Annotated in this window: 11 protein-coding genes and 1 pseudogene; 7 read left to right on the top strand and 5 right to left on the bottom strand. The window is 73.3% G+C overall.

Annotated elements, in window-relative coordinates; all coding sequences use genetic code 11:
* Positions 1–8 precede the first annotated feature (8 nt).
* Entirely contained in the window at positions 9–836 is an 828-nt protein-coding gene (locus tag ACFYYF_RS18990; RefSeq protein WP_388777073.1) for a helix-turn-helix domain-containing protein, read from the top strand.
* Between the two features lie 9 nt (positions 837–845).
* On the opposite strand, the gene ACFYYF_RS18985 is transcribed toward ACFYYF_RS18990, so the two are convergent.
* Positions 846–1,259 (bottom strand): VOC family protein, encoded by a 414-nt coding sequence (locus ACFYYF_RS18985; RefSeq protein WP_388777071.1) that lies wholly within the window; start codon positions 1,257–1,259, stop codon positions 846–848.
* A gap of 82 nt (positions 1,260–1,341) precedes the next feature.
* On the opposite strand from ACFYYF_RS18985, the gene ACFYYF_RS18980 reads away from it, so the two are divergent.
* A complete protein-coding gene (locus ACFYYF_RS18980; protein WP_388777069.1) occupies positions 1,342–2,031 on the top strand; it encodes a ThuA domain-containing protein in 690 nt (229 codons plus the stop codon).
* Between the two features lie 488 nt (positions 2,032–2,519).
* Positions 2,520–4,091, top strand: a pseudogene (locus tag ACFYYF_RS18975) (carboxylesterase/lipase family protein); the annotation flags it as partial.
* 616 nt (positions 4,092–4,707) lie between these two features.
* On the opposite strand, the gene mmuM reads toward ACFYYF_RS18975, so the two are convergent.
* Positions 4,708–5,634, bottom strand: a complete 927-nt coding sequence (mmuM, locus tag ACFYYF_RS18970) for a homocysteine S-methyltransferase (protein ID WP_388777068.1) — start codon at positions 5,632–5,634, stop codon at positions 4,708–4,710.
* 156 nt (positions 5,635–5,790) lie between these two features.
* Here mmuM and ACFYYF_RS18965 point away from each other — a divergent pair, with 156 nt between their 5' ends.
* Positions 5,791–6,393, top strand: coding sequence for a nitroreductase family protein (locus ACFYYF_RS18965; protein WP_388777065.1), 603 nt, complete (start codon positions 5,791–5,793; stop codon positions 6,391–6,393).
* 200 nt (positions 6,394–6,593) lie between these two features.
* On the top strand, positions 6,594–8,099 hold the full coding sequence (locus tag ACFYYF_RS18960; RefSeq protein ID WP_388777063.1) for an RICIN domain-containing protein: 1,506 nt from the start codon (positions 6,594–6,596) through the stop codon (positions 8,097–8,099).
* A gap of 19 nt (positions 8,100–8,118) precedes the next feature.
* Here ACFYYF_RS18960 and ACFYYF_RS18955 read toward each other — a convergent pair whose 3' ends face one another.
* On the bottom strand, positions 8,119–10,665 hold the full coding sequence (locus ACFYYF_RS18955; RefSeq protein WP_388777061.1) for an Hsp70 family protein: 2,547 nt from the start codon (positions 10,663–10,665) through the stop codon (positions 8,119–8,121).
* Positions 10,658–11,056 (bottom strand): hypothetical protein, encoded by a 399-nt coding sequence (locus ACFYYF_RS18950; RefSeq protein WP_388777059.1) that lies wholly within the window; start codon positions 11,054–11,056, stop codon positions 10,658–10,660. Before ACFYYF_RS18950 ends, ACFYYF_RS18955 begins: the two co-directional genes overlap by 8 nt.
* Before the next feature lie 369 nt (positions 11,057–11,425).
* Between ACFYYF_RS18950 and ACFYYF_RS18945 the strand changes: the two genes are divergently transcribed.
* A complete protein-coding gene (locus tag ACFYYF_RS18945) occupies positions 11,426–13,162 on the top strand; it encodes a DUF2264 domain-containing protein (protein WP_388777056.1) in 1,737 nt (578 codons plus the stop codon).
* Positions 13,163–13,210: 48 nt separating this feature from the next.
* Positions 13,211–13,948 carry a rhomboid family intramembrane serine protease gene (locus ACFYYF_RS18940; RefSeq protein WP_388777054.1) on the top strand — a complete coding sequence of 246 codons (738 nt, stop codon included), beginning with the start codon at positions 13,211–13,213 and terminating at the stop codon, positions 13,946–13,948.
* A gap of 19 nt (positions 13,949–13,967) precedes the next feature.
* Here ACFYYF_RS18940 and ACFYYF_RS18935 read toward each other — a convergent pair whose 3' ends face one another.
* Positions 13,968–14,573, bottom strand: a complete 606-nt coding sequence (locus ACFYYF_RS18935) for a TetR/AcrR family transcriptional regulator (protein WP_388777051.1) — start codon at positions 14,571–14,573, stop codon at positions 13,968–13,970.
* Positions 14,574–14,669 lie beyond the last annotated feature (96 nt).

Genomic DNA, 14,669 nt, shown 5'->3' with positions numbered 1-14,669 from the left:
TGGCGGGCATGTACGCGGAACGGGCGTCCCGGCTGCCGGGCGCGGTCCTCTGGAGCCGCGTCCTGACCGGCCCGGCGCCCGGCCCCGCGCCCGGCGGCGGGACCGAGGCGGGGGACGCGACGGGGGCCGCGCGTCCGACGCCGGACACGGAGGCCGCGGCCGCCTCCGTACGCGGGACCGGGGACGAGGGCCCGGTCCGCGGCGATTTCGGGACCGCCCGGGACGCCGTGCTGCCCGACGGCTGCATGGACCTGCTGTGGACCGAGGGGCGGTTGCTCGTCGCCGGCCCCGACACGCGGCCCCATGTGCCGGACGGGGTGCCCGGCGGCTGGGCGGGCGTCCGCTTCCACCCCGGCACGGCACCCGCCTACCTGGGCGTACCCGCCAGTGAACTGCGCGACCGGCGCGTTGATTTGGCCGACCTGTGGCCCGCCGCCGAGGTGCGCCGCCTCACCGCGCGGATCGACGCGGCGGCCGACCCGGTGGACGCGCTCGAAGAAGTCGCGCTGCTCCGGGCGGCCGAGGCCGAGCCCCCCGATCCGCTCCTCGGGGACGTGGTGGCCGCCCTGGACGCGGGGCGCCCGGTCGCCGAGACGGCCGACCGACTGGGCCTCGGAGCACGGCAGTTGCACCGCCGCTCGCTCGCCGCCTTCGGGTACGGACCCAAGACGCTGGCCCGGATCCTGCGCCTCCAGCGGGCCCTCGCCCTCGCCCGTGGCGGCGTTCCCTTCGCACAGACCGCGCTGCGTGCCGGGTTCGCCGACCAGGCCCATCTGGCGCGAGACGTGCGGGAGTTGACGGGGGCGACGCTCGGCGAGCTGGTCGGCCGGCGTTGACGGGCCCGGCTACTGCGCGGGCGCCGGCCCTCCCGGCAGCGGGGCGAACAGGTCGACGCCGTTGCCGTCCGGGTCGTGCACGACGGCGTACCTCATGCCCCAGAAGGCGTCCCACGGTTTGAGCTCGCCGTGGTGGCCCGCGCCGACGAGCCCCTCGTAGACGGAGTCGACCTCGGCGGGGCTGTCGCAGCGGAAGGCGAGCGACGCCCTGCCGCCGCCGCTCGGGGGCCGCCACCCGGTGTGGAACGACCGGATGGTGTCCTCCGTGTCCAGCGCGAGGCGCAGCCCGCCGGGCAGTTCGGCCTCGACATGCGGCTCGTTCTCCGCGCCGTCGGGGAAGACGAGCCCGAGACGGCTGTAGAAGGCGATGGAGGCGGCCATGTCGGAGACCGCCAGCCCGATCACATCGAATCGTGGAGTCATACCGCCACCGTAGGCGGGCCCCCTGCCGCCGGTCTTGAACGAAACGGACACCCTCCGGGGAGCGTCCGCCTAGGCTCCGGACATGGTCTTCCGCGTTCTCGTGTACACCCGTACGACCGGCTACCGGCACGACTCGATCCCGGCCGCCGTCGACGCCGTGCGCTCGCTCGGCCGCACGCACGGTTTCGAGGCCGACGCCACCGAGGACCCAGGGGCCTTCGAGGCCCCCCTGGACCCGTACGCGGCCGTTCTCTTCCTGTCGACCAGCGGCGAGGTGCTGACACCGCCGGGCCGCGACCGGCTGGCGGCCCACATCCAGGGCGGCGCCGGCTTCGTCGGGGTGCACGCCGCCGCCTGCACCGAGTACGACTGGCCCCACTACGGCGAGCTGCTCGGCGCGCGCTTCGCCCGGCACCCGGCCCTCCAGCCGGGCAGGGTCCTCGTCACGGACCGCGTGCATCCCGCGACCCGGCTGCTGCCGCCGGTCTGGGCGTTCACGGACGAATGGTACGACTTCCGGACGAACCCGCGCGAGGCGGAAGGTGTGCGAGTGCTCGCCTCCGCCGACGAAACCTCCTACGAGGGCGGCGGAATGGGCGCCGACCACCCGCTGGTGTGGTGCCGGGAACAGGGCGCGGGCCGGGTCTTCTACACGGCCCTCGGCCACACCGCGGAGGCGTACGAGGACCCGGACTTCCTCGGCCACCTGCTCGGCGGCATCCTGTGGACGACCCGGTCCCGCTCCGCGGCGACCCGGACCCAGCGAGCCTGACCGACCCCGGAACCGGCAGCCCCTGATCCGGGGTAAACCGGCAGCCCCCGACCAGATGCGGGAACCGGCAGAGCCCGGCCCGGCGCCGGAAGCAGCAGCCCCTGATCCGGTGCCGGAACCGGGCCCTGCCTGTCTCGGCCCCGGCAGGGCCTGAGCTGGGTTCAGCCTGGGGCCTACGGCCCGGCTCCAGCCCGGCTCGGTCCGGGAACCGGCAGGGCCCGATCCGCCTCCAGCCCGGCTCGGCGCCGGAATCGGCAGCCCCGGCCCGGCTCCGGCCCGGACAGGGTCTGACTTCGGCCCGGGAAGAGGGCGGCTCCGGCCCGGCAGGGCCCCGCTAGGACCCGGTCGGCCGGGTCCTAGCGGAGTGCGGTGTCGGCCGGACGGGGGGCCTCCGCAGGAATACCGGGGCGCCCTGTGGTGCTCTGATCTCTACCAGCGCGGTGATGCTCCGGCGTCTGCAGCGCGCGACGGTGAGGAGCTGGTCCGGCATGGCGGTGGACACGGTGGATCCGGTGGCGGGGACGGGGGACCCGGTGGTCTCCACCCCTTACGGAGCGGTGCGCGGCCGGTACGAGAGCGGGATCGCGGTCTTCCGGGGCGTCCCCTACGCCGCCCCGCCCTTCGGCGCCCTCCGCTTCCGCCCGCCCGTGCCGCCCGAGCCCTGGGACGGGATCCGGGACGCCGGCGCGTTCGGGCCGACGCCGCCGAAGCCGCCGTACTCCGAGGCCTTCGCCCGCCTCCTCGCCGACCCCGTCGTGCCCGGCGACGACTGCCTCGGTCTCAACGTGTGGACCCCGGCGCCGGACCCCGCCGCACGCCTCCCCGTCATGGTGTGGATCCACGGCGGAGCACTGACCCGCGGCTCCTCGGCCGTTCCCGTGTACGACGGGCACGCCTTCGCCCGCGACGGCGTCGTCCTCGTGTCCATCAACTACCGCCTGGGCGTGGAAGGTTACGGCCTCTTCCCGGACGCGCCCGCCAACCCCGGGCTGCGTGACCAGCTCGCCGCACTGGAGTGGGTGCAGGAGTCCGTCGCCCGGTTCGGCGGCGATCCCGGCCGGGTGACCGTCTTCGGCGAGTCCGCCGGCGCCATCAGCATCGGCGCGCTGCTCGCGAGCCCGCGCGCCCGGGGCCTGTTCCACCGGGCGGTCCTGCAGAGCGGGCCGCCCGAGGCGAGCGACCGCGACAAGGTGCGCCGCATGGTGCGCAGGATGGCCACCCGGCTGAAGATCCCCGCGACGGCGGAGGCGTTCGCCGCCGTCGACCGCGACCTGCTCCTGCGCACCCAGGCCGACGTGGGCAGGCTCAGCAGCCCGGTGCTCGGCGGTCCCGCCTTCGGGATCGTCGTGGACGGCGACCTCGTGCCGCGCGACCCGATGGAGGCCCTGGTCGAGGGCGCCGCGGCGGACGTCGGACTGCTGCTCGGCTGGACCCGGGACGAGTACCGGCTGTGGCTCGTGCCGGGCGGGCTCGTGGAGCGGGTCGACCGGCTCGGCGCGGTCGCCCTGGCCGGGGCGATGGCCCGTTGCCACTGCGGTCACGAGGTGCCCCGCGGCTACCGTGCCCTGCACCCGGAAGCGGGCACCGCCGATCTCGTCGGCCAGATGATCACCGACCATCTCCTGCGAGTGCCGCTGCACCGCCTCGCGGACGCGCGGAGCGGCACGCCCACCGCCTCCCTCGACGCGGACGTCCCCGCCGGAGGCAGAGCACCGGCCCACGTCTACGAGTTCGCCTGGCCGTCCAACGTGCCCGGCCTCGGTGCCTGCCACGCCCTGGAACTGGGCTTCGTCTTCGACACGGCCGGCGTCCCGGAGTCGGCGAAGCTCGCGGGCGAGGGCGCCCCGCAGGAACTCGCGGACGCCATGCACGGCGCGTGGGTGCGGTTCGCGGTCGACGGCGACCCGGGGTGGGCCGCCTGGGACGCCTCGCACCCGGTCCGGGTCTTCGGCGCCGGTGACCCGCACACCGCGCTGGGGCCGCGCGACCGTGAACTCGCCCTGTGGGAAGCCGAGTCGGCCAGGGCCGCGGCCAAGCCGCCGGTCAAGCCCGACACCGGTTCCACGGGCGGGCGCCCGGAGCGGGCCACGGTCTGGACGGTCGGCCGCTCCACGATCGTCGCCGCCGCCAGATCCACGACCAGGACCACCGACGACCCCGCCACCGGGCGAGTGGACGAACACCCGGACCAGCCGGTGGACACGCCCGCCGACCGGTCCAGCGGGCGGCCTCCGACCCGGACCGCGCATCCGTCCCGGGATCAGTCCGCGGACAACCTGCCCGAGGGTGCGGGCAACTCGCCCGAGGGTGCGGACGACTCGCCGGACCTGGTGGAGGGCCCGCCCCGGCCGGTCGCTCCGGTCGACGTGTTCGCGCGCATCGCGACACCGCTGTCGGCGGTACGCCGCTTCCGCCGCTCGGGCGGCGCGGACCGTCCGTGAACCCGGCCCCGACCGCGGGCCGGTGAGCTGTGCCGCGGCCGCGAGGCCCTGGCCCGCGGCGACGCGCCCGTCGGCGGTGGACGCGGGCCCGCCTCCGGTGCCGTGGCTGGCGTGACCGGACGCCGCACCGTGTGCGGGGAGCGAGGCCTGTAGCGGCACCGCAGGCGGAGCCCGCGCCCGAAGCGGGGCGGGGCGCCGGAACCGGAGCGTCCTGCCGAGAGCCCGGGGGCCCGGATCACGCCCCGTGCAGCGCCGCCGCGATCCCCGCGATCGTCTCCGGGCCCACCCGGCAGCAGCCGCCGATCAGCCGGGCCCCGGCCCGCTCCCACGCGGTGACCCGGGCCGGCGTGAGCGTGGAGCGGCCGGTCCAGGCGCGGGCCGTCGCGTCCCAGGTCTCGCCGCTGTTCGGGTAGACCACGACCGGCTTTCCGGTCACGCGCGAGGCCGTGGCGACGGCCGCGTCGACATCTCCGGGAGCGCAGCAGTTGACCCCGACCGCGACGACCTCGTCCGCCCCGGCCGCCAGGGCGAAGGCCTCCTCCAGCGGCTGTCCGGCCCGCGTCCGGTCACCGGCCACGCTGTACGACAGCCACGCCGGTACGCCCAGGCCGCGCACCCCCCTGAGCAGCGCCACCGCCTCGTCCGTGTCCGGGACCGTCTCCAGGGCCAGCACGTCGGGTCCGGCGGCGGCCAGAACCTCAAGGCGCGGCCGATGGAACCGCTCCAGCTCCGCGACGCTCAGCCCGTACCGCCCCCGGTACTCCGAACCGTCCGCGAGCATCGCCCCGTACGGCCCCACCGAGGCGGCGACCCACAGGGGCCGGGCGGTGCCCTTGGCGTGCGCGCGCCGAGCGGCCTCGCGTGCCAGCCCGACGCTCAGCCCGAGCAGTCCGGTGACCCGTTCGCGCGGGATGCCGCGGCGGGCGAATCCCTCGAAGGTCGCCTGGTAGCTGGAGGTGATCGCCACGTCCGCGCCCGCCTCGTAGTAGGCGAGATGCGCCTCGACGACCGCTTCGGGCCGGTCCGCGAGCAGCCGAGCCGACCACAGTGCGTCACTCAGGTCGTGGCCGGCCGCTTCGAGCTGATTGGACATGCCTCCGTCGAGCACGACCGCGCCGGAGGACAGCGCGGCGGCGAGGGTGCGGGTGTTGTCGGCGGTCATGCCACGACGCTAGTGCGTGTCCGGCCCGCCGCCTCCGGGGTGGTCCGCCCACCGGGCGGCCGTCTCACCGACTGGGAAACGGGAGCTCCGGTGCGAGGCTCGATCCCGACGGACCGCCCCGCACCGCCGGCCCGGCTCCTGGCAGGATCGGGTGACATGGAGTTCTCCGAAGTGGTCCGCCGCCGTCGCATGATCCGCCACTACTCCGACAAGCCGCTGGCCCCCGAGGCGGTGGAGAGAATCCTCGCCACCGCGCTACGGGCCCCGTCGGCGGGGTTCTCCCAGGGCTGGGCGTTCCTGGCACTCACCGACGCCGCCGACCGCGCCCGGTTCTGGCCGTTCGTCCCCACCCGCACCGAGCAGACGCCGACCATGCAGGACGCCCCGCTGGTCGTGGTGCCCCTCGCTCACAAGGCGGCCTATCTGGAGCGCTACGCCGAACCGGACAAGGGCTGGGAGGACCGCGCCGAGGCCCGCTGGCCGGCCCCGTACTGGTACATCGACACCGGGATGGCGGCCCTCATGATGCTGCTCGGCGCGGTCGACGAAGGGCTCGACGCCTGCTTCTTCGGCATCATGCCCGAGCAACTCGATCCCTTCCGGGCCGAGTTCGGGGTGCCCGGTGACTATGCGCCGATCGGCGGCATCACGGTGGGCTACCGCTCGGACGAGGTTCCCCCGCAGAGCGCCCGTATCGCGGAACGACGACGCGGGCTGGACGAGGTCGTGCACCGCGGGCACTGGGGGCTGCACAACTGAACGACCGTCCGGCACCCGGCCCGGCGTCCAGCGCCCGGCGTCCGAAGCCGCGGCGCATCGGCGCCGCGGCGGTGAGCGCGGTGAGCGCGGCGGACCGGCTCCGTCCACCCCGTTGACCCCGTCGTAGTACGCGCTTACTTTTCGGCGGAGATGTTCGTCATCGCAGATGATGTTCGACATACCGGACGGACGGTCACCGCATGAGCCGCATGAGCCGCATGAGCTGCATGAGCCGCACGAGTCGCACGAGTCGCCCCATCCCCGCCACGCGAGCCTTCCCCGCCGAACGGCATCCGCCGAGACGCGTGTACGCCCTCCTCCTCGTCCTCTGTCTGGCCCTCGCCGGGGGATTCTTCTCCGCCGCGCCCGCCCGTGCGGCGACCCAGACCATCACCAACGGCACCCAGTTCAAGGACACTTCGGGTGCCGCGGTGCACGCGCACGGCGGCGGGGTGCTCAAAGTCGGGAGCTACTACTACTGGTTCGGCGAGAACCGCGACGCCGACAACACGTTCAGATACGTCGACGCCTACCGCTCCACCGACCTGAAGAACTGGGAGTTCCGCAACCACGTCCTGACCCGGTCGAGCGCCGCCGAACTGGGCACGGCCTACATCGAGCGGCCCAAGGTCATGTACAACGCCTCCACCGGCACGTTCGTCATGTGGATGCACAAGGAGAACGGTGTCGACTACAGCGAGGCGCGAGCCGCCGTCGCCGTCTCGGACACCGTGGACGGCGCCTACACCTATCGGGGCAGCTTCCAGCCGCTCGGCCAGTACATGTCCCGCGACATCACGACGTTCGTCGACACCGACGGAACCGGCTACATGGTCTCCGCCGCCCGCGAGAACTACGACCTCCAGATCTACCGGCTCACCGCCGACTACACCGGCATCGCGGCCCTGGTCGCCGACCCCTGGCACGGCGGACACCGTGAGGCCCCCGCGCTGTTCAAGCGGGGTGGCGTCTACTTCATGCTCACCTCGGGCGCCACCGGCTGGAGTCCCAACCAGCAGCAGTACGCCACCGCCACCTCGCTCGCCGGGCCCTGGACCGCGATGACGAACGTCGGCGACTCCACGGCGTACGGCTCGCAGACCGCGTACGTCCTTCCCGTGCAGGGTACTTCGGGCACCTCCTACCTCTACATGGGCGACCGCTGGGGCAACGCCTTCGGCGGCACGGTCGACGACTCGCGGTACGTCTGGCTGCCGGTCGCCTTCCCGACGGCCACCACGATGTCCCTGTCCTGGTACCCGGAGATCGGTCTCGACGCGGCCGCCGGGACCGTCGGCACGACGAGTGCCGCCTACGAGACCCTGACGGCCCGTCACTCCGGCAAGTGCGCGGACGTTCCGGACCAGTCGCTGTGGCAGGGGATCGCGCTCACCCAGTACACCTGCAACGGGGGAGCGAACCAGAAGTTCTGGTTCAAGCCCCTCGGCGGCGGCTCCTACGAGCTGATGGGCCGGGGGAGTTCCCTGTGTCTGACGGAGAACGCCGCCGGCGTCAGCCAGGAGGACTGCACCGGCGCCGCCACCCAGCAGTGGTCCGTGACGGCCTCCGGCGGCTATGTGCTCCTCAGGTCCAGCGCGTCCGGCGAGTGCCTGGACGTGTCCGGCGCCTCCACCGCCAACTCCGCCCCGCTCATCACGTACACCTGCAACGGTGGCACCAACCAGCAGTGGACAAGGGGGACTTGATCTGGCGATCGTTTCGAGGTCAGGAACCGGCCTTCGGCTCGGCGTAGGGCACTTGGGCCAGTGCCTTCCGGGGGTCGGATTCCTGAGCCTGGGCGTGGGCGGCGCTGTGCCGGTCCAGCAGGACGGACGTCTCGTTGCCGGTGCCGAGGTCCTTGGCCATGACGTGCACCACGTGGTTGGCGTCGATGTCGAAGGTCACCTCGATCTGCGGGACGCCGCGCGGCGCCGGTCGCAGGGGCAGTTCGAGCACACCGATCTTCGTGTTGAAGGCGGCGATCTCACGTTCGCCCTGGTAGACGCCGATCTGGGCGTGGGACTGACCGTCGGCGACGGTGGTGAAGATGTCGCTGCGCTTCGTCGGGATCGTCGTGTCCCCTTCGACGAGCTTGGTCATGACGCCGTCCTTCGTCTCGACTCCCAGGGCCAACGAGGTCACGTCCAGGAGCAGTTCGTCGCGCAATTGGCCGGTCAGTACGGCGCTCAGCAGCGTGGCACCGATGACCACCCCCTCGGGGATGATGGCCCGGATCGGTTCCCGGCCACCCGCCAGCTCCTTGACGAGCTTGGCGATCGCCGGCATGCGGGTGGCGCCGCCGACCAGGATGAAGTGGTCGACGTCCTCGATCCCCTCGATGTTCCAGGCCGACTTCAAGGCCCGCTGCACCGGTTGCGCGCAGCGCTCGAGCAGATCCTTCGTCAGCCCCTCCAGCTCGGCGCGCGTCAGCGTGACGTCCATGTGCACCGGCCCGGACGGGGAGGTCGCGATGTACGGCAGGCTGACGGTGGTGGCCGTGGCCTGGGACAGCTCGATCTTCGCGGCTTCGGCTGCCTCGGCCACCCGCTGGAGTGCCGCCCGGTCGGTCAGCCGGACACCCTGACGGAGGGCGAGGTCACGCACGAGATGATCGACGATGCGACGGTCCCAGTCGCTGCCTCCCAGACTGCTGTCACCGCCGGTGGCCAGCGTCTCGACGACCCCGTCGCTGATGCCGAGCAGGGACACGTCCAGGGTGCCCCCGCCCAGATCGAACACCATGATGTCCTCTTCGTCCCGGCCGAAGCCGTACGAAAGCGCCGCCGCCGTAGGCTCGTTCAGCATCCTGACCGCTTCGATGCCCGCGAGAGCCGCCGCGTCCGCCAGGGCCGCGCGCTGGACGTGGTTGAAGTACGCGGGCACGGTGAGGATCGCCCGGGTCACCGTCTCGCCCAGATGCGCCTCCGCGCTGTACCGCAGGTCGGCCAGGATCCAGGAGGCGACCTCCTCGGCGGAGAAGCGGCGGACCCCGTGCCGGTAGGTCCACCCGGTGCCGAGTTCCAGTTTGACCCGGTGGATGCCGCCGCCCGGGACACGGGAAGCCTGTTCCTTGGCGGCCTTCCCGACCAGCAGGGTCCCGTCCTCGGCGAACGCCACGACGCTCGGAGTCGTGACGTCCCCGTGGCGGTTCGGAACGACCTGCACCTCACCGTCCAGGAAGACGGCCACCGCGGAATTGGTCGTCCCGAAATCGATGCCGACGATCCTCGACCCCTCCGCGACCGGCCGGTTGACCCGCGAGGCGGTGTCCGGTGTCCCCACGGGCAGGTCACCGAGGCCACGGCTGTGCCAGAGCCTCTCGGCCCCGGCGCCGACCTGCGGGTCACGGTCGTGCACCAGCAGGGTCAGGGCTTCCAGCGCGGCCTCGCGGACCGGGCCGCGCCAGCTCCCGAGCAGCCGCTCCACCTCGTGCAGGGCGCCCAGCCGCTGCCAGGGGGCCCCGGTGAGGATCGCGGCGCGGAGGGAGTCGGGGAGCGCCGGGCCCTCGGGCGCGGTCACGTACAGGACGCCGGGATTGCGTGTCAGATAGAGCGTGCCCTCGGAGTTGTTGACGCTGCGGGTCGGCGTCTGGCTGGGCAGCCGGCTGCGTACGCGGTCATGGACGAAGGCGTACAGCTCCTCGACCGACACGTAGCCGTCCCCGTCGAGGTCGGCGGTGCCGTCCCGCAGCCCCTCCACCACGGCGGCGGTGAAGATGGACGGCTCGGCCCGCTCCCTGCTGCTCATCTCGCTCTCGTGGCTGTACTGCAGCGCGGTCGAGGAGGTGATCACGACCCGGCCCCGCCCGGAGAACGGCTCCTTCACGTCGACCGCGGGCGCGGCCGCGCGGGTCCGCATCCCCTTGGCGAACGCCCCGCTGTAGCAGCAGTCCAGGAGGACGACGGCCCGGCGGCAGGGACTCTGCTCCAGCTGGTCCGCGACGAACTCGGAGGAGACCGCGGTCGCGTCCAGGAAGTCCCATTCCGTGTCCGAGGCGATGAAGTGCAACCGGCCCCGCGCGTCCTTGCGGCCGTGGCACGAGAGGTGGAGCAGGAGGAGATCCTGGCTCTGGGCTCGGGCGAAGAAGGACTGGATCGCCTTGCGGATCTCCAGCGCCGTGCCGTTCTCGACGACGCCGACGTCGAACTCGCCGATGGCCGGGTCGCCGAGCACGGCGGCAAGGTGTTCGGCGTCGGCGGCGGCCCCCGGTAACTCGCCGAAGCGTCCGTCCGCGTAGTGCTGGTTGACGACGAGGAGCGCGGCCTTACGCATCGGGCGTGCCGGTCTCTTCCGGAGCGTGCTTGGCCACGAACAGTTCGACGGCCCGCCGCTGGTCCGCGCGGGAGACGGAGGTCAGACGGAGTTCGTCACCGCCGATCGTGATGTCGATCGAGCCCGAGTTGCGGCGTGCGAGCCAGTCCCGGGCCAGCGCGATGAGCGCCCTCAGCGTCGCCGCGCTCGTCGCGCCGACGAGGAGCGTCGTCCAGACCACCGTGTCTCCGGCCCGTGTGCCGTCGGGAGCCGGACCGCCCGTCGCGTGCCGCACGGAGACCGCGTCCAGCAGGGACAGCTCCTCGGCCAGGAGGGACACGGCCTCCGCCGCGCCCTCGGGGTCCGCCTCGTCGGCGAACGCCAACGCCGCTTCGTACCGTGAATCGCTCAAGGTTCCCTCCCCGTGGGTCACCCGGGCCCCCACCCGGGAGAGGCCAGTGTGGCACCCCGGAGTCGTTCTTCGGGCGGTCTGGGGGAAATGTGATCCCTCGCTCGACCGGATGTGCTGGGTGCCGGCCCGAGCCGCGGAGCGGGCCGCGCCCGGGAAGGCGCGGTGCTGGTCGCGCGGTGGACACCCATAAGCGACCGCCCCCTAGAAAGCGCTTGCCGATCAGCGGTATCGTCCTGCCGCCGGGTCGGGGGCGGGAAGAGCCCCTGGGGCGTTCCGACCGGAACCGGAGCGCCCCAGGTATCCAGCCCGGCCGCTCAGGACACCCGGTGTCCGGGACACCGGGCCCGGCACGGAACAGGAAGGCCAGTGATGCCCGCGGAGCCCGCCGAGGACAGGTCCCTGAGCCCGTACACCGGCCGCACGCGCGCCCATTGGGAGGCGGCCGCCGATTCCCTGCTCGCCGCGGTCGCCCCGTACGCCACCGGCGACCAGGCCCTCTACCACCTGCCCGGAAGGCACACGGGCAGCGCCGGCCGGCTCTCCGACGGCCTGGAGGGCTACGCCCGTACGCTGCTGCTGGCGGGCTTCCGCCGCGACGAGAAGGTCCTGGAGCGGTACGCGCGGGGGCTGGACGCCGGAACGGCGGGCGTCTGGCCCCGGGTCGAGGACCGCGGTCAGCCGCTCGTCGAAACCGCATCGATCGCGCTCGCGCTGCGGCTGACCCGACCGCTGCTGTGGGACCGCCTGGACGACGGCGTGCGGCAGCGGGCGGCCGCATGGCTCGGCGACGCGCTGAAGGCCGAACCCTGGCCCTGCAACTGGGAGTTGTTCCCGGTGACGGTCGGCGGCTTCCTCCAGGAGGTGGGATACGAGCCCGAGGCGTCGCGTGCCGCGATCGACCGCGGCCTGGGGCGCATCGAGCAGTGGTACCTCGGCGACGGCTGGTACACCGACGGGCACGGGCGCAAGTTCGACTACTACAACGGCTGGGCGATGCACCTCTATCCGGTGCTGCACGCCTGGCTCGCGGACGACGCCCGGCTCCTCGACCTGTACGCCGGCCGCCTGGAGGCCCATCTCGCCGACTACGCACGGCTGTTCGGCGGAGACGGGGCCCCGATGCTCCAGGGCCGCTCGCTCACCTACCGCTTCGCGGCCACCGCTCCGCTGTGGCTCGGCGCGCTCACCGGCCGGACCCCCTTGTCCCCGGGCGAGACCCGGCGCCTCGCCTCCGGCGCCCTGCGGTACTTCCTCGACCGGGGCGCGATGGACGGCGAGGGCCTGCTCACCCTCGGCTGGCACGGCCCCGACGAGGCGTTCGTGCAGCACTACTCCGGCCCCGCCTCGCCGTACTGGGCGAGCAAGGCCTTCGTCGCGCTGCTGCTGCCCCCGGAGCACGAGGTCTGGACGGCCACGGAGGAACCGGGCCCGGCGGAGCGCGCGGACGCCGTCACCCGGATCGGACCGCCCAACTGGCTGCTCCAGTCGACGCGTTCGGACGGTCTGGTCCGCCTCCACAACCACGGCAGCGAGGACGTCCGCTACGACCCCTACTACACGCGGCTCGCCTACTCGACGGTGACGAGGCCCTCGCCCTCGTACGACAACAGCGTGATCGTCGGCGGCGAGGCGAGCCGTACGGGCATCGTGCCGCTGGGAGCCGGGGACGACTGGGCGGCGTCCCGGCACACGGTCGCCGACGGCGTCGGAGCGCTCTGCCTGGTCGTCGCCCGGGGCGCCGTGGAGGTGCGGGCGCACCTGGTGTCGGGCGCGCGGCCCGGGACGCCGGTACGGGTCACGGGCTGGGCCGCGCAGGACGGCACCCGCTCCGAACTCCGGCCCGTGCACGGTCTGTCGGCCACGGGGGAGGGCGTGACCGGGGACGTTCCGTCCCTGTTCGTGGCCCTGGTCCGCCTCACCGGGGACCCGGACCCCCTCCCGCTCGCGGACCTGGTGTCCGTACGGGTGACGGCGCCCGCGGGCACGGAGCCCGGGGCGTACGACCTGACGGTGACCTGGGCCGCGGGGGGAACGGCGGCCTTCCGGTTGGAGGGCGCCGACGGAATCGTCCCCCTGGGCGGAGGCGACCTCCCCGGGGGTCCCTAGAGTTCGACAGTGGGCGGAAACGGATCCGCCGGGGCAGGGGGGTGTGTCATGAGTGGTTCGGACATGGACCGGGGCGGCTGGTCCCGCGGTCCGGTGGACGCGGAGCAGATGATCGCGGAGGCGCGGAAGGCGTTCTTCGTGATGTTCGCCTTCCTGGCGGTTCTCTGGCTGCTGCAACTGGCCAACTACGCCGACGACTACGCGTTCTCGCGGGACTACGGTGTCGTGGCCGGGGACGTGACCTCGCTGCCCGGCATCCTCAGCGCACCCTTCCTGCACTGGAGCTGGGCGCACATCGAGAGCAACTCCGGCCCGCTGTTCGTCTTCGGGTTCCTCGCCGCCTACCGCGGTGTGGTCCGCTTCCTCGGCCTGAGCCTGCTGGTGGCGCTGACCAGCGGGCTCGTGGTCTGGTTCTTCGAACGGGGCGACGCGGACACGGTCGGCGCGAGCGGGCTGATCTTCGGGTACTTCGGCTATGTCGTGGTCCGCGGGATCTTCGACCGGCACCTGATCGACACGCTGATCGGTGTCGTCATGGCGGCGTCCTTCGCCTACATGCTCACCGTGGCCGTGCCCGGGACACCGGGGGTGAGCTGGCTCGGCCACCTCGGCGGGCTGATCGGCGGTCTGGCCGGCGCCTGGATCTTCCGCGACCGCCGCCCCCGCCCGGCCGCCCGCTCCGGCAGCGGCACCGGCACCGGAACGGGAACCCCCGCCCTGCCCCAGAACCCCGCCAACCCCCGCGCGGACCTGCACAAGGAACTGGGCGATCTGGGGCTGCTCTAGCCGGGACCGCCGGAGCGGGTCAGGGCCGTCCGGGCGGCGCCTCCTCGGCGCGCGGCCAGTTCTCCAGGGTCACGTGCAGCGCGTCCAGCGCGTGTCTCCAGGACGTCTCCACGGGACGCGGGGCGCCGAATCCGCCGATGGCCTCAAGGGCGCAGTAGCCGTGGAACGTACTGCGCAACAGGCGTACGGCGTCGGTCAGATCGGGCTCGGACAGCCCGTAGGCCCGGAGCATGCCGAAGGTGACCTCGGCGGTGACCTCGGCCGTGCGCCGGTACTCCGCCCGCTCCGCGACCAGGTCCGGGTCGAGCTGCGTGTGCGTGGCCCGGTAGCGGCCGGGCCGCTCCAGCGCGTAGGCCCGGTAGGCGTCGGCGAAGGCGACCAGCGCGTCCTTGCCGGCCCGTCCCGCCACGGCGGTGGCGATCCTGTCGATCATCTCGCCGGACGCGAGCAGCGCGACCCGCTCGCGCAGCTCCCGGACGTTGCGCACGTGCGCGTACATGCTGGCGTCCTTCACCCCGAACCGCCGGGCCAGCGCGGCCACGCTGACGTTCTCGAAGCCGATCTCGTCCGCGAGATCGGCCGCCGCCAGCACGACCCGCTCGGTCGTGAGCCCGGCACGAGGCATGAGGACCACCTTTTCGCCACAGAACACTTCCTCGGAACCCGGGCGGAAGCCTAGTCCGACATGATCGCCGACTCCGTGGAATTCATGACGCAACGG

The organism is Streptomyces sp. NPDC001914, from assembly GCF_042891215.1.
GTDB lineage: Bacteria > Actinomycetota > Actinomycetes > Streptomycetales > Streptomycetaceae > Streptomyces.
This window is presented reverse-complemented; position numbering and strand designations above follow the sequence as displayed.

What these genes read in the sequence shown, in the direction of transcription:
- ACFYYF_RS18990 (WP_388777073.1), top strand. Translation starts at nt 9, where the DNA reads ATGTACGCGGAACGGGCGTCCCGGCTGCCGGGCGCGGTCCTCTGGAGC.
- ACFYYF_RS18985 (WP_388777071.1), bottom strand. Translation starts at nt 1,259, where the DNA reads ATGACTCCACGATTCGATGTGATCGGGCTGGCGGTCTCCGACATGGCC.
- ACFYYF_RS18980 (WP_388777069.1), top strand. Translation starts at nt 1,342, where the DNA reads ATGGTCTTCCGCGTTCTCGTGTACACCCGTACGACCGGCTACCGGCAC.
- mmuM (WP_388777068.1), bottom strand. Translation starts at nt 5,634, where the DNA reads ATGACCGCCGACAACACCCGCACCCTCGCCGCCGCGCTGTCCTCCGGC.
- ACFYYF_RS18965 (WP_388777065.1), top strand. Translation starts at nt 5,791, where the DNA reads ATGGAGTTCTCCGAAGTGGTCCGCCGCCGTCGCATGATCCGCCACTAC.
- ACFYYF_RS18960 (WP_388777063.1), top strand. Translation starts at nt 6,594, where the DNA reads ATGAGCCGCATGAGCCGCATGAGCTGCATGAGCCGCACGAGTCGCACG.
- ACFYYF_RS18955 (WP_388777061.1), bottom strand. Translation starts at nt 10,665, where the DNA reads ATGCGTAAGGCCGCGCTCCTCGTCGTCAACCAGCACTACGCGGACGGA.
- ACFYYF_RS18945 (WP_388777056.1), top strand. Translation starts at nt 11,426, where the DNA reads ATGCCCGCGGAGCCCGCCGAGGACAGGTCCCTGAGCCCGTACACCGGC.
- ACFYYF_RS18940 (WP_388777054.1), top strand. Translation starts at nt 13,211, where the DNA reads ATGAGTGGTTCGGACATGGACCGGGGCGGCTGGTCCCGCGGTCCGGTG.
- ACFYYF_RS18935 (WP_388777051.1), bottom strand. Translation starts at nt 14,573, where the DNA reads ATGCCTCGTGCCGGGCTCACGACCGAGCGGGTCGTGCTGGCGGCGGCC.